17 protein-coding genes and 1 pseudogene are annotated in these 20,046 nt (G+C 70.5%); 9 read left to right on the top strand and 9 right to left on the bottom strand.

Features of this window, described 5'->3' with window-relative positions; translation table 11 throughout:
- Window positions 1–108: 108 nt before the first annotated feature.
- Entirely contained in the window at window positions 109–795 is a 687-nt protein-coding gene (def, locus tag ACO4JP_RS17230; RefSeq protein WP_425955193.1) for a peptide deformylase, read from the top strand.
- Between the two features lie 3 nt (window positions 796–798).
- On the opposite strand, the gene ACO4JP_RS17225 is transcribed toward def, so the two are convergent.
- Complete coding sequence (locus ACO4JP_RS17225; RefSeq protein ID WP_425955192.1) at window positions 799–1,359, bottom strand: alpha/beta family hydrolase; 561 nt, start codon at window positions 1,357–1,359, stop codon at window positions 799–801.
- Between the two features lie 48 nt (window positions 1,360–1,407).
- Here ACO4JP_RS17225 and ACO4JP_RS17220 point away from each other — a divergent pair, with 48 nt between their 5' ends.
- Window positions 1,408–1,998, top strand: a complete 591-nt coding sequence (locus ACO4JP_RS17220; protein ID WP_425955191.1) for a pentapeptide repeat-containing protein — start codon at window positions 1,408–1,410, stop codon at window positions 1,996–1,998.
- A gap of 3 nt (window positions 1,999–2,001) precedes the next feature.
- Here ACO4JP_RS17220 and ACO4JP_RS17215 read toward each other — a convergent pair whose 3' ends face one another.
- Both ACO4JP_RS17215 and ACO4JP_RS17210 read right to left on the bottom strand, forming a co-directional pair.
- Window positions 2,002–2,895: a universal stress protein gene (locus ACO4JP_RS17215; protein WP_425955190.1), complete on the bottom strand. Its 894-nt coding sequence runs from the start codon at window positions 2,893–2,895 to the stop codon at window positions 2,002–2,004.
- A 118-nt stretch (window positions 2,896–3,013) separates the two neighbouring features.
- Entirely contained in the window at window positions 3,014–3,580 is a 567-nt protein-coding gene (locus ACO4JP_RS17210) for a hypothetical protein (protein WP_425955189.1), read from the bottom strand.
- 189 nt (window positions 3,581–3,769) lie between these two features.
- On the opposite strand from ACO4JP_RS17210, the gene ACO4JP_RS17205 reads away from it, so the two are divergent.
- Both ACO4JP_RS17205 and ACO4JP_RS17200 read left to right on the top strand, forming a co-directional pair.
- The gene (locus ACO4JP_RS17205) at window positions 3,770–6,331 is read left to right on the top strand and encodes an ATP-dependent Clp protease ATP-binding subunit (protein ID WP_425955188.1); all 2,562 of its coding nucleotides are present in this window, start codon (window positions 3,770–3,772) and stop codon (window positions 6,329–6,331) included.
- Window positions 6,332–6,414: 83 nt separating this feature from the next.
- Entirely contained in the window at window positions 6,415–8,013 is a 1,599-nt protein-coding gene (locus ACO4JP_RS17200) for a DUF5597 domain-containing protein (RefSeq protein WP_425955187.1), read from the top strand.
- Window positions 8,014–8,078: 65 nt separating this feature from the next.
- Here ACO4JP_RS17200 and ACO4JP_RS17195 read toward each other — a convergent pair whose 3' ends face one another.
- The 5 genes and pseudogenes from ACO4JP_RS17195 to ACO4JP_RS17175 all read right to left on the bottom strand — a co-directional run bounded on the left by ACO4JP_RS17195 (window position 8,079) and on the right by ACO4JP_RS17175 (window position 11,567).
- Complete coding sequence (locus tag ACO4JP_RS17195) at window positions 8,079–8,729, bottom strand: HAD hydrolase-like protein (protein ID WP_425955186.1); 651 nt, start codon at window positions 8,727–8,729, stop codon at window positions 8,079–8,081.
- A gap of 81 nt (window positions 8,730–8,810) precedes the next feature.
- The gene (locus ACO4JP_RS17190) at window positions 8,811–9,815 is read right to left on the bottom strand and encodes an SDR family oxidoreductase (protein ID WP_425955185.1); all 1,005 of its coding nucleotides are present in this window, start codon (window positions 9,813–9,815) and stop codon (window positions 8,811–8,813) included.
- 34 nt (window positions 9,816–9,849) lie between these two features.
- Window positions 9,850–9,956, bottom strand: a pseudogene (locus tag ACO4JP_RS17185) (phage tail protein); the annotation flags it as partial.
- 102 nt (window positions 9,957–10,058) lie between these two features.
- Window positions 10,059–10,454 (bottom strand): hypothetical protein, encoded by a 396-nt coding sequence (locus tag ACO4JP_RS17180; RefSeq protein WP_425955184.1) that lies wholly within the window; start codon window positions 10,452–10,454, stop codon window positions 10,059–10,061.
- 75 nt (window positions 10,455–10,529) lie between these two features.
- Window positions 10,530–11,567, bottom strand: a complete 1,038-nt coding sequence (locus ACO4JP_RS17175) for a LacI family DNA-binding transcriptional regulator (protein WP_425955183.1) — start codon at window positions 11,565–11,567, stop codon at window positions 10,530–10,532.
- Window positions 11,568–11,809: 242 nt separating this feature from the next.
- On the opposite strand from ACO4JP_RS17175, the gene ACO4JP_RS17170 reads away from it, so the two are divergent.
- The 5 genes from ACO4JP_RS17170 (at window position 11,810) to ACO4JP_RS17150 (ending at window position 17,887) form a co-directional block, all read left to right on the top strand.
- Entirely contained in the window at window positions 11,810–12,829 is a 1,020-nt protein-coding gene (locus ACO4JP_RS17170) for an ABC transporter permease (RefSeq protein ID WP_425955182.1), read from the top strand.
- The gene (locus ACO4JP_RS17165; protein ID WP_425955181.1) at window positions 12,826–13,755 is read left to right on the top strand and encodes a carbohydrate ABC transporter permease; all 930 of its coding nucleotides are present in this window, start codon (window positions 12,826–12,828) and stop codon (window positions 13,753–13,755) included. The genes ACO4JP_RS17170 and ACO4JP_RS17165 overlap by 4 nt, the downstream gene beginning before the upstream one ends.
- A 66-nt stretch (window positions 13,756–13,821) precedes the next feature.
- The gene (locus tag ACO4JP_RS17160) at window positions 13,822–15,510 is read left to right on the top strand and encodes an extracellular solute-binding protein (protein ID WP_425955180.1); all 1,689 of its coding nucleotides are present in this window, start codon (window positions 13,822–13,824) and stop codon (window positions 15,508–15,510) included.
- A 120-nt stretch (window positions 15,511–15,630) separates the two neighbouring features.
- The gene (locus tag ACO4JP_RS17155) at window positions 15,631–17,184 is read left to right on the top strand and encodes a GH39 family glycosyl hydrolase (protein ID WP_425955179.1); all 1,554 of its coding nucleotides are present in this window, start codon (window positions 15,631–15,633) and stop codon (window positions 17,182–17,184) included.
- 1 nt (window position 17,185) lies between these two features.
- A complete protein-coding gene (locus ACO4JP_RS17150; protein ID WP_425955178.1) occupies window positions 17,186–17,887 on the top strand; it encodes a DUF624 domain-containing protein in 702 nt (233 codons plus the stop codon).
- Window positions 17,888–17,980: 93 nt separating this feature from the next.
- Here the strand turns inward: ACO4JP_RS17150 and ACO4JP_RS17145 are convergent, their stop codons facing one another.
- Complete coding sequence (locus ACO4JP_RS17145; protein WP_425955177.1) at window positions 17,981–19,993, bottom strand: alpha-glucuronidase; 2,013 nt, start codon at window positions 19,991–19,993, stop codon at window positions 17,981–17,983.
- Window positions 19,994–20,046: the final 53 nt, after the last annotated feature.

Genomic DNA, 20,046 nt, shown 5'->3' with positions numbered 1-20,046 from the left:
GCGCCTCTTCCTGCACCCCGGACCTGGGCAGGAGCCGCGCGCGGCGTAACTCGCCGTTGAACCGGCTGTCCATGGGCCGCGCAGTGACGGCCGACTACCCTCGGGACCATGCCCTCGAGAATCGGCCGCCGTCGCCCCGTCACGTACCTGCTGGGCGAGCCTGTCGACGACTACCCCGCATACGCGCCCGAGTCCCAGCGGGGCCACGCGCTGCGCATCACGGAGATCGGCGAGCCGGTGCTGCACACCCCGGCCCGCACCGTCACCGAGTTCTCGACGCCGGAGCTCGCCCGCCTGATCGACGACATGTTCGCCACGATGGACGTGGCCGAGGGTGTCGGTCTCGCTGCGCCGCAGGTCGGCGTCGACCTGCGCGTCTTCGTCTACGACCTCACCGACGACCGCGGGGACCGCCACGTGGGCGCCGTCGTGAACCCGCAGCTCGAGATGGACCTCGAGGCCGATCCGGAGACCGAGGACGAGGGCTGCCTCTCGGTGCCCGGCGCGTATGTGCCGCTCGTGCGCCCGGGCGGCGCGACGATCCGCGGCGTCGACCAGAACGGCGGGCCGGTCCAGCTGGAGGCCACCGGTTACCTCGCGCGGTGCTTCATCCACGAGGCCCAGCACCTCGACGGCGTCCTGTACTGGGACCACCTGACCCCCGAGCAGCAGGCGGACGCCCTCCGCCAGCGCGACGAGCAGCGCGCCGACGTGCTGGCCAACCGCCACGAGATCGCGCTCGAGCTGGAGAAGACGCCGCCGGAGTACCCGAAGGAACCCGCCGGCGCGAAGTAGCGCCTACAGCGCGGCAACCCAGGCCGCCACCGCCGCGGCGACCTCCGCGTCGCGGCCCTTGACGTCGTGGGCCCCGGGGAGCAGCACGTGTGTCACGGGGCCCGGAATGGTCGCGGCGTGGTTCGCGAGCTCCTCCGGCGTGCCGAAGGGGTCGCGGTCGCCCGAGACGAACAGCACCGGGACCCGCAGCTCCGGGAAGTGCTCGACGCGTAGCTTCTCGGGCTTGCCCGGAGGGTGCAGCGGGTAGCTGAGCAGCACCAGTCCGGCCGCCGGCAGGCCGTCGGCGACCGCCATCGAGCACATGCGCCCGCCGTAGGACCGGCCCCCGAGCAGCAGGGCCGACGTCGGCACCTCGAGCGAGGCGGCGAACCGGGCCGCCTCGGCGCGCAGGTGCGCGACGGCGACGGGCGCGCGGTCGGGCATGCGGCGGCCCTCGGTCCGGTAGGGAAAGTCGAGGCGCTCGACGGCGAGGGGCGCGACGGCCTGCTCGACGGCGACGAGCGTGTGGTGGTCGCGCCCCGCGCCGGCGCCCGGGGTGAGGATCAGCCCGGAAGCGTGTGCCATGCGCCCAGTGTGCTGCCCGTGTCGGCACCTCGCCGTAGCGTGCGGTCCGTGGACGACGACGTGAACGGCGAGGACTGGTACGCCCAGGACCTGTCCGGGGCGGAGCACACGGGGACGCGGTTCGTGGACGTCGACCTCACCGAGGCGACGGCGACCGGTGCCACGTTCACCGAGTGCACGTTCCGCGGGGTCCGGTTCAACGCCTCGCACTGGACGGACACGGCCTTCACCGGCTGCACCTTCCACCGGTGCACGTTCTTCGACGCGCGCTTCGACCGGGCCAAGCTCCTCGGCTCCCGGTTCGACGACTGCACGTTCGACCTGCTGAGGGTCGACGGCGGCAACTGGTCGTTCGTCTCGCTGCGGAGGGCACCACTCCAGCGGGTCGAGCTCGTCGGCGTGCGGCTGCGCGAGGCAGACCTTGCGGGCGTCAAGGCGGCCGGGGCGGTGCTGCGCGGCTGCGACCTGTCGGGCGCCGACCTCACCGACGCCGACCTCACCTCGGCCGACCTGACAGGCAGCGACCTCTCGGCGCTGGACCCGCGGCTCGCGCGCCTCGACGGTGCCGTCATCGACGCCGACCAGGCGGTCGTGCTCGCCGAGAGTCTCGGCCTGGTCGTGCGCCCAGGCCGCCGGTGAGGCTCAGCGCACCACGGTGACCGGGCAGGACGCGTACTCGAGCACCTGCCGGCTCACGGAGCCGAGCAGCAGGCGGTCGAACCCGCCCAGGCCGCGCGCGCCGACGACGACGCGCTCGGCCGCGGTCGACGCCTCGAGCAGCGCGGCCGCGGGGGCCTTGTGGACGACGCTGCGCGCGAGCTGCTCGGGTGGCAGCTCGATCCCGGCGGCCTCGATCGCCTCGTCGAGGCGGTCGGTGGCGAAGCCCTCGTACTCGTCGAGCGGGGGAGCCCAGCCCCACGATCCGGGCAGCGGCGCCAGCGTCGTGATCTGCCAGGCGAACACCGCGTCCAGCACCGCGCCGGTGCGCGCGGCGACCTCGGCGGCGTGCTGCAGCGCGAGCACGGAGGAGCCGGACGTGTCCACGCCGACGACGACGCGCGGCGCGGCCTCGACGCCGTCCTCGTCCACGTTCTCGTCCTCGTCAGGTTCGCCGCCGGAGCCGTTCTCGTCGAGCCGGACCACCGTCACGGAGACCTCGGCACGTTCGACCAGCTCGGAGGAGACCGACCCGAGCATCAGCCGGCCCAGCCGGCCGCGCCGCCGGCGACCGAGCACCAGCATGTCGACGTCCTGGGCGGCCGCCAGCAGCGCCTCGGTGGGGTCGCCCTCGGCGAGCTGTGCCGTCACCTCGACGTCGAGCCCGGTGCGGCGCACAGCCGCGTCGAGCAGCGCGAGCAGGTCCTCCCGCCGCCGCTCCAGGAGGTCCTGGTACTCGTGCGGTTGGACGCCCCGCGGCCCGGTCCACGCCAGCAGGGCCGTCAGCGGCACGTTGCGCGACGCCGCCTCGGCCAGGGCCCAGTCGAGGGCGGCGTCAGCCTCGGCCGAACCGCTCACACCGACCACGACACCGTGCATCGCCAGGCCCTCCTGTCGTCGGCCGCCGCCCGGATGGGCGCGCCCTTGCGGGGCAGCATAGGGGCGCGGCGCGCGCGTGAGCAGGGGTGTGCGACGGGACGTCGCGCAGAGTCCGCTCTCAGGCGTCGTCTGCCTGCTGGAGCAGGCTGCGTACGGGCCGCATGACGACGTCGACGCGCTCGACGAGGTCCTCCGGCCCGGCGACGACGACGGCCCGGTCGGCCGCCGCCGCGTACACCGCGGCGACCCCGCGCACCCGCACCCGCGTGCACGGCACATTGATGCCGCCGACGGCGAACGTGCCGTGCTCGAGCGGCACCTCGTCGACCGCTTCGACGATGGCGCGCATCGCGCTGCGGTAGTCGTCGAACTCCTCGGCGAAGTCCGGCGACCTCAGGTCCGCGTGGAGCGGGGCGGCCAGCGCGCCCGAGGCCGCGGCGCGCACGACGTCGTCGACCATCTCCTCAGGGCACGGGACGTGCAGCGTCTCGACCTCGAGCGCCTCCCCGTCGAACGCGCGGTAGGCGCGCAGGAAGCGCTGCGAGGTCGGGTCGTCGGGGCGCTCGTCGCCCGTGACCGTCTCCTCCTCGAGGTCGAGCCCCCAGGTCAGCGGGTCGTCGACCTCGGCGACCACGCCCGGGAGGCGCGCGAAGCGTGCGACGAGCTGCTCCCACGACCTTTCCATGGTTCCCCCTCGGCTCGTGCCTGCGGAGTCGACCGACGCGCCCCACACCTTGGGGTGAGCGTGCAACGCCAGAGAAGGGACTGTCCATCGGGCACGCCGTCACGCCTGCGGCGAACATGGGCAGAACTCGAGGGAGCGGCTCGTTGTCAGCGCATAGAGTCGACTGCAGGCCCGCGTGAGGAGCAGCCCATGTTCGAACGTTTTACCGACCGTGCCCGTCGGGTAGTCGTCCTCGCCCAAGAAGAGGCGCGGATGCTCAACCACAACTACATCGGCACCGAGCACATCCTGCTCGGCCTCATCCACGAGGGTGAGGGCGTCGCCGCCAAGGCGCTGGAGTCGCTGGGCATCTCGCTCGACGGCGTCCGTACCCAGGTGACGGAGATCATCGGTGAGGGCCAGCAGGCCCCGAGCGGGCACATCCCGTTCACGCCGCGCGCCAAGAAGGTGCTGGAGCTGTCGCTCCGCGAGGCGCTGCAGCTGGGCCACAACTACATCGGCACCGAGCACATCCTGCTCGGCCTCATCCGCGAGGGTGAGGGCGTCGCCGCCCAGGTGCTCACCAAGATGGGCGCCGACCTCAACAAGGTGCGCCAGCAGGTCATCCAGCTGCTGAGCGGCTACCAGGGCAAGGAGCCCGTCGCCGCCGGCGGTCCTGCGGAGGGTCAGCCCTCGGGCTCGGCCGTGCTCGACCAGTTCGGCCGCAACCTGACGCAGGCCGCGCGCGAGGGCAAGCTCGACCCCGTGATCGGCCGCGCCAAGGAGATCGAGCGGGTCATGCAGGTGCTGTCCCGCCGCACCAAGAACAACCCAGTCCTGATCGGTGAGCCCGGCGTCGGCAAGACGGCCGTCGTCGAGGGCCTGGCCCAGGACATCGTGCGCGGCGACGTGCCCGAGACACTCAAGGACAAGCAGCTCTACACGCTGGACCTGGGTGCCCTGGTGGCCGGCTCGCGGTACCGCGGTGACTTCGAGGAGCGCCTCAAGAAGGTGCTCAAGGAGATCCGCACGCGCGGCGACATCATCCTGTTCATCGACGAGATCCACACCCTCGTGGGTGCGGGTGCGGCCGAGGGCGCGATCGACGCCGCGTCGATCCTCAAGCCGATGCTCGCCCGCGGTGAGCTGCAGACCATCGGTGCGACGACGCTCGACGAGTACCGCAAGTACGTCGAGAAGGACCCGGCCCTGGAGCGCCGCTTCCAGCCCATCCAGGTCGCCGAGCCGTCGCTGCAGCACGCCATCGAGATCCTCAAGGGTCTGCGCGACCGCTACGAGGCCCACCACCGCGTGTCCATCACGGACGCCGCGCTGGTCACGGCCGCCACGCTGGCCGACCGGTACATCAACGACCGGTTCCTGCCGGACAAGGCGATCGACCTCATCGACGAGGCGGGCGCGCGCCTGCGCATCCGCCGCATGACGGCTCCGCCCGAGCTCAAGGTCCTCGACGAGCAGATCGCCGAGGCGCGCCGGGAGAAGGAGTCGGCGATCGACGAGCAGGACTTCGAGAAGGCAGCCGGCCTGCGCGACAAGGAGAAGCAGCTCACCGCCAAGCGCGCCGACATGGAGCGGGCGTGGCGGTCGGGCGACCTCGACACGGTCGCGACGGTCGACGAGGAGCTCGTCGCCGAGGTGCTCGCGATGTCCACGGGCATCCCGGTGGTCAAGCTCACCGAGGAGGAGTCGGGCCGCCTGCTGCGCATGGAGGACGAGCTGCACAAGCGCGTCATCGGCCAGGACGCCGCCATCAAGGCGCTGTCCCAGGCGATCCGCCGCACGCGCGCCGGACTCAAGGACCCGAAGCGGCCCGGTGGCTCGTTCATCTTCGCCGGCCCCACGGGCGTCGGGAAGACGGAGCTGGCCAAGGCGCTCGCCGAGTTCCTCTTCGGTGACGAGGACGCGCTCATCCAGCTCGACATGTCGGAGTACAGCGAGAAGCACACCGTCTCGCGCCTCTTCGGCTCCCCGCCCGGGTACGTCGGGTACGACGAGGGTGGCCAGCTCACCGAGAAGGTGCGCCGCAAGCCGTTCTCCGTCGTCCTGTTCGACGAGGTGGAGAAGGCCCACGCGGACATCTTCAACTCGCTCCTGCAGGTGCTCGAGGACGGCCGCCTCACCGACTCGCAGGGTCGTGTGGTCGACTTCAAGAACACAGTCATCATCATGACCACCAACCTCGGCACGCGGGACATCGCCAAGGGCCTCCAGACCGGCTTCCAGGCCGGCGGCGACCTGGTGACGTCGTACGAGCGCATGAAGGCCAAGGTCAACGAGGAGCTCAAGCAGCACTTCCGGCCCGAGTTCCTCAACCGCGTCGACGACGTGGTGGTGTTCCCGCAGCTCACCCAGACGGAGATCGTCGAGATCGTCGACCTCGAGATCGCCAAGCTGGACAAGCGCCTGCGCGACAAGGACATGGCCATCGAGCTCACCGTCGGTGCCAAGAACCTGCTCGCGGAGAAGGGCTACGACCCGGTGCTCGGCGCCCGCCCGCTCAAGAGGGCGATCCAGCGGGAGATCGAGGACACGCTGTCCGAGAAGATCCTGTTCGGCGAGCTCAAGCCGGGCGACCTCATCGTCGTCGACGGGCTGGGCGAGGGCATCCTCGGCGAGTTCACGTTCCGCGGCGAGCCCAAGCCGGCCGGCAAGGAGCCGGTGACGGTCGGCGTGAAGTCGGGCACCGACGTCGCACGCTCGGGCAGCACCGACCTGCCGCCGTCCGGGGAGCTGCACGCCTCGGCCGAGTGACGCCACCGGTGGCCGAGACCACCGCCTGAAGGCCCTGGCCCTCCGCACGGAGGGCCAGGGCCTTCGTCGTAGGATCCCGTCCCGTGACTACGACGTCCCTTCCCCGCCTGGAACGCTCCGGCAACGCAACCCTTCTGATGGTCGACGACGAGCCGTTCGTGATCCGCGGCGGCGAGCTCGGCAACTCGAGCGCCGAGCGGGCCTACCTGGAGCCGTACTGGCCGAGGCTGCAGGCGATGGGGCTCAACGCCGTCGTCGCGCCGGTGTACTGGGACGTCGTCGAGCCTGCCGAGGGTTCCTTCGACTGGACCACCGTCGACGAGCTGCTCGAGGACGCCCGCGCGCACGGCATGCGGCTGGTGCTGCTGTGGTTCGGCAGCTGGAAGAACTCCATGTCCTGCTACGCGCCCGGCTGGGTCAAGGCGGACGTGGCCCGCTTCCCGCGGGTGCGCGGCTCGCGCGGGCAGGCGCTGGAGATCCTCACGCCGTTCAGCGACGCCAACCGCGACGCCGACGCGCGGGCCTTCGCCGCGCTCATGGCGCACCTTCGTGCGGCCGACGGCGAGCACACCGTGGTGATGGTGCAGGTCGAGAACGAGATCGGCATGATCCCGGAGGCGCGGGACCACACGCCCGAGGCCGAGGCGGCGTTCGCGGCGCAGGTGCCTGTCGAGCTGCTCAAGCACCTCGCCGTGCACCGCGCGACGCTGGGCGCGGACCTGCTCGCGCGGTGGACGGCCGCGGGTGAGCGCACCGAGGGCACCTGGACAGAGGTGTTCGGCGACTCCGCCGCGACCGAGGAGATCTTCCAGGCGTGGGCGTTCGCGCAGTACGTCGACGTCGTCACCGCCGCCGGCAAGGCCGAGCTCGACCTGCCGATGTTCACCAACGCGGCGCTCATCCGGGCGGGCGCCCAGCCGGGGCAGTACCCGAGCGCCGGGCCGCTGCCGCACCTCGCCGACATCTGGCGTGCCGGCGCCCCCGCTCTCGACTTCATCGCCCCCGACATCTACTTCCCGAACTTCGCCCACTGGGCCGACGCGTACGTCGAGTCGGGCAACCCGCTGTTCGTCCCCGAGGCGCTGCGCAGCGTCGACGCCGCCGCCAACGCCCTGTACGCGTACGGCAAGCACGGGGCGCTCGGGTTCTCGCCGTTCGGCATCGAGTCGGTCGGCGGGCACGAGGCGGCGATGCTCACCGCGTGCTACGACGTCGTCGGGCAGCTCACGCCGCTCATCGCGGCGCACGCGGGCGACGGCTCCATGACGGGGTTCCTGCCACCCGCCGACGACATGCGCACGCCCCACCGCGTGCGGCTCGACGACGTGGTGCTCGAGGCGACCTACGAGCGCGTCCCGGCGCCGGCGCTCGCCGACGGCGTCATCAACGAGTCGGGCCAGGCGGCCGGGACCACGCAGCTGCCCGCGGCGGCGATCGTGATCCGCACCGGCCCGGACGAGCTCGTGGTCGGTGGGATCGGCGTGACGCTGACCTTCCACGCGGTGGAGCCGGGCGGCGACGTCGTCGGCATCCTCGCCTGCGAGGAAGGCCGCTACGCGGCGGACGGCGAGTGGCAGCGCCTGCGCTGGCTCAACGGCGACCAGACCCACCAGGGCCGGCACGTCCGCCTGGAGCCGGGCCGCTTCACGGTCCAGCGGGTCAAGCTGTACCGCTACCGCTGAGCCCGCCCCGTCGGGTCCAGCGGCGGAGCCTGGGGCCGCCGCGACCGCTGCACCGTCGAAGGGAGCTAGAGGAGGGCGAGCACCGTCTCGGCGAGCTTCTCGACCTTGTCGACGACGGCGACCGCCCCCGCCGTGACCAGCTCGCCCGGGGCCGCGTAGCCCCACGTCACGCCCAGGCAGTCGATGCCGTGCTCGCGCGCGCCCTCGACGTCGTGCTCCCGGTCGCCGACCATGAGCGCGGGGCCTTCGGCGGCGGTGCGGCCGAGGGCGGCCAGGGCCTTGGCGATGACGTCGGCCTTGGTGGCCTGCTCGTCGAGCGGGGCGCCGAAGATGCCGTCGACCAGCGGGGTCAGGCCGAAGCGTTCGGCGATCGGCACGGCGAAGACCTCGGGCTTCGACGTCGCGACGACGAGCGTGCACCCGGCCTCCCGCAGGCGCGCGAGCTGCGCCGGGATCCCGTCGAACACCGCGTTGTCCCACATGCCTCCCGCGCTGAACGCCTCGCGGTAGGCGTCGATCGCCTCGCCGAGACGGCCGGCCGGCACGCCGTGCGCGGGGAAGGACTCGGTGATGGGCGGGCCGACGAACGAGCGCAGCGCCGCGGCGTCGGGCACCGGCAGACCGAGCGCGCGGTAGGCGTGCGCGACGGACGCGGTGATGCCGGGCGCGGAGTCCATGAGGGTGCCGTCGAGGTCGAGCAGGACGAGGGGAGTCACGCGTGCACCCTAGGCGCGTTGTCAGGCCCAGGGTGCACCCGGGCGCGCCGTGGGCCTGACACGTGGGCTCAGCACGTGGGATCAGAGTGAGCGCGCGTGCTCCACGAGCTTGTCGAAGCCCGCGTCCTGGGCGAGGTCGATCTTCTGCGCCTCCGGGTGCGCGTCGTACCAGGCGATCTGCTCGTACGCGGCCTCGTCGTAGGTGATCGTGGTACCGAACTCGGGGACCAGGGCCTGGAGCTTGGCGCAGTCGAAGACCATCGAGTGCGCCTTGTCGCCGAGCAGCCCGTCGGCGTCGTCGGGCAGGACGCGCGCGATCGTCTCGCTCGCGACGTGCACCAGCTCGGGGTCGCGCACTCCGGCGGCCGTGGCCAGCCACGTGTAGATCTGGTTCCACGTGGGCGCGTGCGTGCCCGTGATCTGGAACGTGTCGCCGACGGCGAGCGGGTTGCCGAGCAGCCCGACGAACCCGACGGCGAAGTCCTCGCTGTGCGTCAGCGTCCACTGCGTGGTGCCGTCCCCGTGCACGACGACGGGCTTGCCCGCGCGCATCCGGGCCACGTCGGTCCAGCCGCCGGTGGTGGGGATCAGGGTGCGGTCGTAGGTGTGCGACGGACGCACGATCGTGGACGGGAACCCGTTGTCCCGCAGCTCGTGCACCAGCACGTCCTCGCACGCGATCTTGTCGCGCGAGTACTTCCAGAACGGGTTGACCAGCGGCGTCGACTCCGTGACCGGCACGCGGGACGGCGGCTTCTGGTACGCCGAGGCGCTCGAGATGAACACGTACTGCCCGGTGCGGCCTGTGAAACGCGCGACGTCGCGGGCCACGTGGTCGGGCGTGAACGCCCGGAACTGCGCGACGACGTCGAACTCCCGGCCGGCCAGCGCGGCGTCCACGGCGTCGTGGTCACCGGCGTCGGCGACGAGCGTCTCGACGTCGTCGGGCAGGGGGCGCTGCGACGACAGGCCGCGGTTGAGGAGCGTGACGCGGTGCCCCTGCGCGACGGCGCGGGCGACGCTGGCGTGGCTGATGATGCCGCTGCCGCCGATGAACAGGACGGACTTCGGGTTCCGGGAGGTCATGGGCACCATCCTGGCGTGAGCGGCCCCCGACGATCTACGCGTAGCTGCCGTTGATGACGAAGAACGACCCGCGGATCTCGCCCGCGAGCTTGGAGCGCTGGCGGGCGAACTTGAACCTGCGCTGAGCTCCTTCGGCACGTCCCACGGTCGAGACGTCGGTGAAGTCGACGGTGTGTGCCATAGGGCAAGTACAAAGGGTCCCCGGTGGCCGTGCCAGCGGGGACCCTCGTGCGTCGTCGTGGGTCAGCGCTGGAGCAGCCCGCGGCGGCGGATGAACAGCACCGCACCACCGGTGATCGCGGCCGTGACCACCATGTAGCCGGCGAAGAACCACGGGAAGCCCGTGCCGACCTCGGCCTTGATGGGCGTGATCTCCTCGGAGATGGGCTCGATCTCCTCCGAGATGTCCGCCTTGATGGGGGTCTTGACGGGGGTGATGTCCGCCGGGAGGGGCTGGATGTCCGGCGAGACGGGGCCGTCGGCCACGATGGGCTCGACCTCGGTGCCGTGCTCGAAGACGACGGATGACTGACTCGCCGCTGCCGGCTGGGCCACCGCGACCGCCCCGACAACGGGTACGACCGCGACGAGGCCCGCGAGAACGGCGGCGCCGATGCGGGGGTAGGTGCGGTTGCTCATGCCGCTCAAGGTACGGGACGTAGTTGTTCGCTGACCGGTCCCGTCTGCTGTTTTGGCGCGAACCACACCGACCTTTTACCCAGGAGGCGCAGTCGACTCCCGGACCACGAGCTCCGTCGCGAGGTTGATCCGCCGGGTCTGGGGATGGCGGCCCTCGACGAGGTCCATGAGCATGCTCGTGGCCAGCCCGCCCATCTCGGCGAGCGGCTGACGCACCGTGGTCAGGGCGGGGGTGGCCCAGGCGGCCATCGAGAGGTCGTCGTACCCCACCACGGAGACGTCCCGCGGCACGCTGAGGCCCAGCTCGTGGGCGGCGCGGAGCACGCCGAGCGCGGCCATGTCCGAGCCGGCGAAGATCGCGGTCGGCCGGTCGCGGAGCGTGAGCAGCTCGTGGCCCGCGCTATAGCCCGTCTCGACGTAGAAGTTGCCGGGGAGGATGAGGGCGTCGTCCACGGCGACGCCGGCCTCGGCGTGCGCGCTGCGGAAGCCGTCGAGGCGAGCGCGCGAGCACAGCATGTCGGCCGGACCCGAGACCGCGGCGATGCGACGGTGGCCCAGGCCGAGCAGGTGGCGCGTGGCCGTGAGGCCGCCGTTCCAGTTGTCGGAGCCGACGGTCGGCACGTCGGCCGGCGGCTCGCCGTCGGTGTCGATGACGACGACGGGGATCGAGCGCCGCGCGAGCAGGCGCTGCTGGGCCGGTGAGAGGCGGGACGCGACCATGAGCACGCCGAGCGGCGGCCGCAGTAGGGTCGCGTCGAGCCAGGCGCGGGGCGGGCGGTGCACGCCGCCGAGCTCGGACAGGATGACGCTCACGTGGTTCTCGGCGGCGGCGTCCTCGACACCGCGGATGATCTCCATCGACCACGACGAGCCGAGCCGGTGGAAGACGAGGTCGATCAGACCGGTGCCTTCCGCGGGCCGGGCGGCCTTGCGGCGCTGGTAATGGTGACGCTCGAGCGCGGCCTCGACCCGCTCACGCGTCGAGGCGGCGACGTCGGCGCGACCGTTGAGCACCTTGGACACGGTGGGGACGGAGACGCCGAGCTCCTGCGCAATCTGCGCGATCGTCGGCGTGCCGCGGTCCGGTCCATGCTCCGTGGTGAATGACGTCATCGTTCGTTCCTAGGGGCTCGCAAGTTTCGAAGGCTGACGCTACACCGCCTCGCGGGGTCTCGGCAGCACCCGCCAGGGAGAGGGTCGATGCAATCGTTATCACCCCGTGATCCGCTGGACCTTGTCCCATGTTGACGCGTAATCCACCGTCCGCTTATCGTCCACCCCGCAAGCGATCGGAACGGTCCTCGCAACTTTCGATTGACACGGTCACGTCGGCGTGACCGGGGCTGGAGTGCAGAGTGGCGCATCAGAGCGATGTGGTCGACCTTGCGCGGCCAGTGGCAGACGCGGGGTCGAGCCTCGCGGACGCCGCCGGCTGGGCGATCGACCACCGGGTGGAGCAGAAGCTCCGCCACAACAACACGTGGGGCAAGGCCCTGCGGCGGGACTGGCGGACCTACACCTTCGTGGTGGTGCCGCTCCTCTTCCTGCTCGTCTTCCGGTACGTGCCGATGTTCGGCAACATCATCGCGTTCCGCCACTACCGCCCGGGCGGCAGCCCGGTGGGCGAAGAGTGGGTCGGCTTCCAGTACTTCCAGCTGTTCATCCACAACCCCCAGTTCTGGACGGTGTTCTGGAACACCGTCCTCCTGGGCGGCCTGTGGCTGGTCATCGGCTTCCCGCTCCCGATCATCCTCGCGCTGCTGCTCAACGAGCTGCGCTCGCGCAAGCTCAAGCGGACGATCCAGACGATCACTTACCTGCCGCACTTCCTGTCGATCGTGATCGTCGCCGGCATCGTGCTCCAGCTGACGTCGGTCGACGGGTCGATCAACCAGCTCCTGGGTGTGTTCGGCATCGACCCGATCCCGATCATGCAGCACCCCGAGTACTTCCGCGCCACCTACGTCATCTCCGAGGCGTGGCAGACCGTCGGCTGGGGCACGATCCTGTACCTCGCCGCGCTCACGACGATCGACGAGCAGCTCTACGAGGCGGCCCGCATCGACGGCGCCAACCGCCTGAAGCAGACCTGGCACATCACGCTCCCGGGCATCCGCCCGACCATCGTGGTGCTGCTCATCCTCAACATCGGCAACTTCATGGCGGTCGGCTTCGAGAAGGTCCTGCTCCTGCAGAACCCGCTGATCTACTCGACCGCCCAGGTGATCAACACGTACCTGTACCGCGTGGGCATCCAGACCGGGCAGTTCTCCTACGCGACGGCGATCGGCCTGTTCGAGTCGCTGATCGGTCTCGTCCTCGTCCTCTCCGCGAACTTCACGTCGCGCAAGCTGGTGGGAGCCTCGCTGTGGTGACCGAACTCGACGCGACGCCGGACATCTCCGGCGTCCGCAACTCCCTCACGCAGGTCAAGGACACTGCTGGAACGAGGGCGTTCCGGATCGTCAACGGCGTGATCCTCACGGTCGTCAGCGTCGTCACGCTGTACCCGTTCCTGAACATCATCGCCAAGGCGTTCTCGGCGGAGGGCGAGATCGCCGCCGGCCGGGTCAACGTGGTCCCGCGCGGATTCAACCTCACGACCTTCGACGCGGTCATGAGCGACCCGACGTTCTGGAACGACTACAAGAACACGGTCGTCTACACGGTGGTCGGCACGATCATCTCGATGATCCTCACCACGACGTTCGCGTACGCCATCAGCCGCCCCGGCCTCCGCGGGCGCTCGGGCTTCATCGGCATCGCGGTGTTCACCATGTTCTTCAGCGGCGGTCTGATCCCGAACTACATCCTGGTCACCCAGTGGCTGCACATGAAGAACACCATCTGGGCGATCGTGCTCCCGGGTGCGCTGTCCGTCTTCAACCTGCTGGTGATGAAGTCCTTCTTCGAGAACTTCCCGTCGGAGCTCGAAGAGGCGGCCGCGCTCGACGGCATGTCGATATACGGGATCTTCCTGCGCATCGTCCTGCCTCTGTCCAAGCCCGTGATCGCCACGATGGTCCTTTTCTACGCCGTCGCGCAGTGGAACTCGTGGTTCGGCGCATTCATCTATCTCGACGACAAGAACCTCTTCCCCGTCATGATGTACCTCCGCAATCTCATTGCGGCGGCGTCGGGAGCTCAAGAGGTCACGGGTAGCCAGACCGACGCGGTCCAGATCGGCGCCAACATCCAGTCCGTGACGATGCTGCTCACGGTCCTGCCGATCATGTGCGTCTACCCGTTCATCCAGAAGTACTTCGTCTCCGGCATCATGCTCGGCTCGGTCAAGGGCTGACGGGCGAAGAACCCCCCCGGGCGAAGTCGCCCACGTCGGACAACGACGTTCCAACGAAGGAGAGATATGAGAAACATCCGCAGGAGCTCGGCCGCGGTGGCAACGGTCGCCACGCTCGCCCTCGCCCTGACCGCCTGCTCGTCCGGCGGGAACGACGACACGACCTCGGGCGACGCCTCGGCCGCCGCTGACGGTGTCAGCATCGACGACGCGCACTCGGTCGGTGCCATGGCCGACTTCAAGGCCGGCGACGTGTTCAAGGCGACCGAGCCTGTCGAGTTCAGCCTGATGTACCGCGACCACCCGAACTACCCGGTGAAGGAGGACTGGTCGATCTTCAAGCACCTGAAGGCCGACCACAACGTCTCGTTCACCCGTACCGACATCCCGCTGGCCGACTGGGACGCCAAGAAGGCGCTGGCGATCAACGGTGGCGACGCCCCCGAGCTGATCCCCGTGACGTACCCGGGCCAGGAGACGCAGTTCGTCGCCGGTGGCGCGATCCTCCCGGTCTCCGACTACATCCAGTACATGCCGAACTTCGAGCAGAAGGTCAAGGACTGGGGCCTCCAGGACGAGATCGACACGCACAAGCAGGCCGACGGCAAGTTCTACCAGCTCCCGGGCCTCCGCGAGATCCCGGACGTCCAGTACTCGGTCGCCGTGAACGACGACATGTGGGCCAAGGCCGGCATCACCGAGGACCCCGCGACGTGGGACGAGTTCGCCGCTGACCTGAAGAAGGTCAAGGAGGCGAACCCGGAGATCAAGTACTCGTACTCCGAGCGCTGGAACCAGAACCCGGCTCCGCTGGGCGCGCTGCTCCAGATGATGTCGCCGAACTTCAAGACGGCGGCCGGCTGGGGCTACTCGGCCGCGACGTTCAACACGGACACCAAGAAGTTCGAGCTCACCGCGACCTCGGACAGCTACAAGCAGCTCGTGTCGTTCATCTCGGGCATGGTCTCCGACGGCTCGCTCGACCCGGAGATCACGCAGACCGACGACCAGGCGATCCAGAAGTTCATCAACGGTGAGTCGGCCTCGATCTCGTCCAACACGCAGACGATCGACCTCGACCTGCGTCAGAAGGCTGCTGACGCCGGCAAGACGATCAAGACGCACCTCATCACCCTGCCTGCCGGCCCGGCGGGCGACTACCTTTCCGGCTCGCGCCTCGTCTCCGGCATCATGATCGGCGCGAAGGCGGCCGAGGACCCGCACTTCAAGGCGCTGCTCCAGTACATCGACTGGCTGTACTACAGCGATGAGGGCATCGAGTTCGCCCAGTGGGGCGTCGAGGGCGAGACCTTCGAGAAGGGCGCCGACGGCAAGCGCGCGCTGATCGGCGACCTCGACTGGAACGGCATCAACCCGAACGCCACCGCGAACTCGAAGAAGCTGAACGCGGACTTCGGCTACTCCAACGGTGTGTTCATGTTCGCCAACGGCTCGACCAAGGAGCTGCTGCAGTCGGTGCAGAAGCAGGACGTCGTCGACTGGACCAACAAGATCCTCGACAAGAAGCAGCTGCTGCCGGTCAACCCGTCGGCGGGCCTCAACGAGGCTGAGCTGGAGCAGACCTCGCTCCTCGACACCCAGATCAAGGACGCCGTGAACACGGCCACGGCCGAGTTCGTCACCGGCAAGCGCAAGCTCAGCGACTGGGACGCGTACGTCGCCGAGATCGAGGGCCTTGGTGGCTCGACCCTGGTCGACACCTACAACACCGCGTACGCCCGCACCAACAAGTGAGCCTTCTCGCTTGATCCGTCGCCGCCGCCCGTCAGCCCCGCGCTGGCGGGCGGCGGCGCCGCCAAGGGGCTGTTTCCCGCCCCTCCCCGGCCCTTCCGCACCCGTCCTGGAGTCCCCGTCGTGAGCACGATCCCCGTCCCGTCCGCACCGATCGCCGTCCTGAGCGACGCCTGGCGCCGCTGCGTCGGTACGGGTGAGCTCGTCCTCGGGATGCGCCGGGACTACCTCGACTCGCTCGAGCTGGTGCAGGCCGAGATCGGCTTCCAGCACATCCGGGGCCACGGCATCTTCCACGACTGGATGGGCGTGCTGCGCCAGTACGACGTCGGCGGCCACGCCGGCACGCGGTACTCGTGGACGTACCTCGACCAGGTCGTCGACGCCTACCTCGAGCTGGGCATCAAGCCGTTCCTCGAGCTGGGCTTCATGCCCGAGGCCCTCGCCTCGGGCGACAAGACGGTGTTCTGGTGGAAGGGCAACGTCACCCCGCCGCGCGACTACGCCGACTGGACCGCGCTGGTCCAGGCCACGCTGCGCCACCTCATCGCCCGCTACGGGCGCGACGAGGTGCTCACCTGGCCGGTCGAGGTGTGGAACGAGCCGAACCTGCCCGAGTTCTGGCTGAACGCGGACCAGGCCGAGTACTTCCGGCTGTACCTCGAGACGTCACGGGCGGTGAAGGAGGTCGACCCCGGCTTCCAGGTGGGCGGCCCCGCCGTCTCGCCCGGCGCGGACGAGTGGTTCGTCCCGTTCGCCGAGCTCGTCGCCGCGAACGACCTGCCCGCCGACTTCGTGTCCTTCCACGCCTACACCACCGGCCCGGCCCAGCACGTGCCGTTCGGCGTGTACCAGACGCTGCACCACCCCTCGAGCCTGCTCGAGCAGTTCGGCAAGCCGGGCAAGATCCTCGCCGGCACCGTGCTCGAGGGCCTGCCGCTGCACGTCACCGAGTTCAACACCAGCTACCGCCCCGACAACCCGGTGCACGACACGGCGTACAACGCCGCGTACCTCGCACCGACGCTGGTCGGCGGGGGCGACCTGGTCGACTCCTTCTCCTACTGGACCTTCTCGGACATGTTCGAGGAGCAGGGTGTCCCGGTCTCGATCTTCCACGGCGGGTTCGGCCTGCTCACGCACCGCCAGCTCAAGAAGCCCACCTTCCACCTGTACGCGTTCATGGCCCGCATGGGCACCGACGTGCTGGCCCGCGGCGACGACCACCTGGTCACCCGCGACGCCGCCGGCCGCGTCACGGTGCTCGCGTGGCAGCCCGTCGGCGGCACCGACGACCCGGTCGAGCCCGAGCACCACGAGCTGCGCCTGTCGCTCCCGGTCGCGCTGCCCGACGGCGCCACGCCCACGAGCGCATACGTGCACCGTTCCGTCGTCAACGACGAGGACGGCAACGCCTTCACCGCCTGGCAGCGGATGGGGCGCCCCGCATCCCCGACGCCACGCCAGCTCGAGGCGCTGTACGAGGCGGCCGAGCCCGTCCGCTCGCACGCCTCGCTCCCGGTGCTCTCGGGCGTCGACGGCGTCGGACGCGTCGAGCTCACCCTGACGCTGGCTCGCCACGAGGTCACCCTCGTCGAGATCGACCCGGTGGTCGACGAGACGCCAGCCTGGCTCGACGATTCCCGGATCGTCGGCCGCGGCCCGTACGGTGGGTGAGATGACCGCCGAGCAGCCCACGCCCCGCCTCCCCGGAGACTTCGCCCAAGGCCCCCTCGGGCGGCTGACCGCCGGCGTCTACTGGTTCGTCGTCGTCACCGCACTGCTGGCCGTGACGGCGTTCCCGAGCGTGGTGGTGCTGCTTCTCCTCGACCGGTCGGCGTCGAACGTGCCGGTTCTGGCACTCGCGGCCGTGCCGCTCGGGCCGGCACTGTCGGCGGCGCTGTTCGCCACGCGGGACCGCGTGCGGGCCGAGGATCTCGCGCCGGCGCGGTCGTTCTGGAAGGGCTACCGGCTCAACTGGGCCGACGTGCTGCGCGTCTGGGTTCCTGCGCTCGTCGTGCTCGCGATCATCGCGTACGTGCTGGCCAACGCGCAGACGGCGGGGCTCGGCGCGCCCTACGTCGTCGTGCTGGCGGTCATCGGGTTCCTCGTGGCCATCGCGGCTCTGCACGCCGTCGCGATCGCGTCGATCTTCAGCTTCCGCGCGCGCGACGTCGCACGCCTCGCGACGTTCTACATCTTCAGCAAGCCGTCGGCCACGGTGTCGGTCGTCTCTCTGCTGATCGTCGTGGGTGGGCTCGGGACGCTGCTCTCCGCCCTGGTCCCGCTGCTCGGCGGCGTCTGGGTGTGGTTCTGGTACCGAGGTGACCTGCGCATGCTGGACGACATCGAGAAGCGCTTCACCCACCAGACCGACTGAGCGCGCGGTAGAGGCCTCGGACGCCGGTAGAGAAGCGGCCCGGCGAGGTAGAGAGATCTACCTCGCCGGGCCACGTCTGTCCCTCGCGGGCTGTCAGTAGATCGTGCGGCCGTGGGCGTCCTGGATGCCGGACTTGCGCAGGAAGTACGTGTTGATCACGTCGCGCCAGTCGGTCGTCGAGCGGACCTGCTCAGCGAACCGGTCGCTCACGCGCTCCGCGACGTCCGCCGGGAACGCGTCCTCGGCCTCCGTCCACAGGCGCACCGACTCCAGGACGCGCTCGAGACCCTCGAAATGCGTGTCGTACACGTGCTGGATCACCGTCGTGCCGCTGTGGAGCACGTGCGAGTACGGCACGTGGTGGAAGAACAGCAGGAGCTCGTCGGGGCAGGTCTCGAGCGACTCGTAGACGTCGCTCCACGGCGCCGGGTACTGGCCTGTGAAGCCGGTCCCCGTGGCGCGCGTGCGGTCGACGCCGATGCCGTCGCGGTCCGCGAAGTGGTAGGTGCCCCAGGGGGAGTACTCGTACCCGTCGGGCGACGGGCCGTAGTGCGAGCCCGGCTGCACCATGAAGCACACGCCGAGCGGGGCGGTGTAGAGCTCGTACGTCTCCCACGACTCGTCGAGGACGGCGTGCACCGTCTCGCGGACGGCCGCGGGCGCGCCCGGGAACGTCAGCCCGATCCACTCGTCGAGGATCCCGATCGGGTCGAGCGTGGGGTCCCACGTCAGGCGGCCCCACGCGTAGAGGTTGGCCTGCGAGAACGGGTGCCCGGTCCAGAACACGTCGTCGCCCACGTTGGAGACGGCGGCGAACCCGCCGACGCGCGTGCCGTCGCCGGAGGGGTGCCGGCCCGCGGCGACGTCCGCCAGCGTGCGGCCGTCCTCGGCACCCCAGTACGGGAAGCCGAGCAGCTCGCTCCACATGCGCCCGAGGTACACGGCGTGCCGCTGGTGGCCGAGGTACTCGGTGGTCACCTGGAACTCGGGCGCGACGCGCGTCCCCGGCAGGGCCGCGATCGCGGGCGACATCGCCTCGCGCACCTGGAAGTCGAGCGGGCCGTGCTTGATCTGCACGATCACGTTGTCGGCGAACGTGCCGTCATAGGGGGCGAAGTGCTCGAACGCGGCCTTCGCGCGGTCGGTGCGGCGGTCGCGCCAGTCCTGCTCGTGGTTGTAGACGAACGCGCGCCAGTGGACGAGGCCTCCGTGCGGGGCGACGGCCGCGGCGAGCATGTTCGCCCCGTCGGCGTGCGTGCGGCCGTACGCGAAGGGTCCGGGCTGGCCCTCGGAGTCGGCCTTGATGACGAACCCGCCGAAGTCGGGGATCGCGGCCCAGACGCGGTCGGCCGCGCCTGCCCACCACTCCTGGACGTCGGGGGAGGCCGGGTCCGACGTCGTCAGCCCGCCCAGGCGCACGGGCGACGCCCACGACACCGAGACGTGGGTGGTGATGCCGTAGGGCCGGAACACGTCCGCGATGCGGACGACATCGGGCAGCAGGTCGCCGATGAGCCGGGTCTCGAGCGGGCCCACGTTGACGTTGTTGATCGCCACGCGGTTGATTCCCGACGCCGCCAGCAGGCGCGCGTACTGCCCGACCCGCGCGAGGTCCTCGCGCACCGAGCCGTCGGCGTAGAAGATCGAGCCACCCGAGTAGCCGCGCTCGACCTGGCCCATGACGGGGTGGACGACGATGTTGTCCCAGTGGTCGAGCATGCGCAGCGGGCTGTGCGGCGCGTGGCGCCGGGTGCCGTCGGTCGCGTCGAACGCCGCCTCCCCGCGTCGCACCAGGTGGAACAGGCCGTACAGCAGACCCCGGGCGTCCGACGCCGCGATCGTCACGGCGCCGCCCGAGCTCGTCACGGTGAACGCCTCAGGGTCGGTGTCGCCGGGGACGAGCGCGAAGACGACGTCGGGCGACATGTGGTCGGCGTCGACGACGGCACCGCCGTGCGCGGCGACCGCGGCGGCGACCTCCGCGCGCACGGTCGCGCCGACCGGCGAGACGTCGTCGCGCAGGTCGACGGCCACCCGCCGCGATCCGAGCGGCGCGAACGAGGCCTCGGGCAGCCAGGCGGGATGGACGGCAGGGTCGGTGGTCACGGCGCTGTGCTCCTCGGGTCGCTGCGCGGCCGCGAGGCCGCAAGTTGAGAACG

The sequence above is a fragment of the Xylanimonas sp. McL0601 genome (assembly GCF_049852175.1).
Lineage (GTDB): Bacteria > Actinomycetota > Actinomycetes > Actinomycetales > Cellulomonadaceae > Xylanimonas.
Note: the sequence above shows the minus strand (reverse complement) of the source record. Positions and strands in the feature narration are given on the sequence as shown.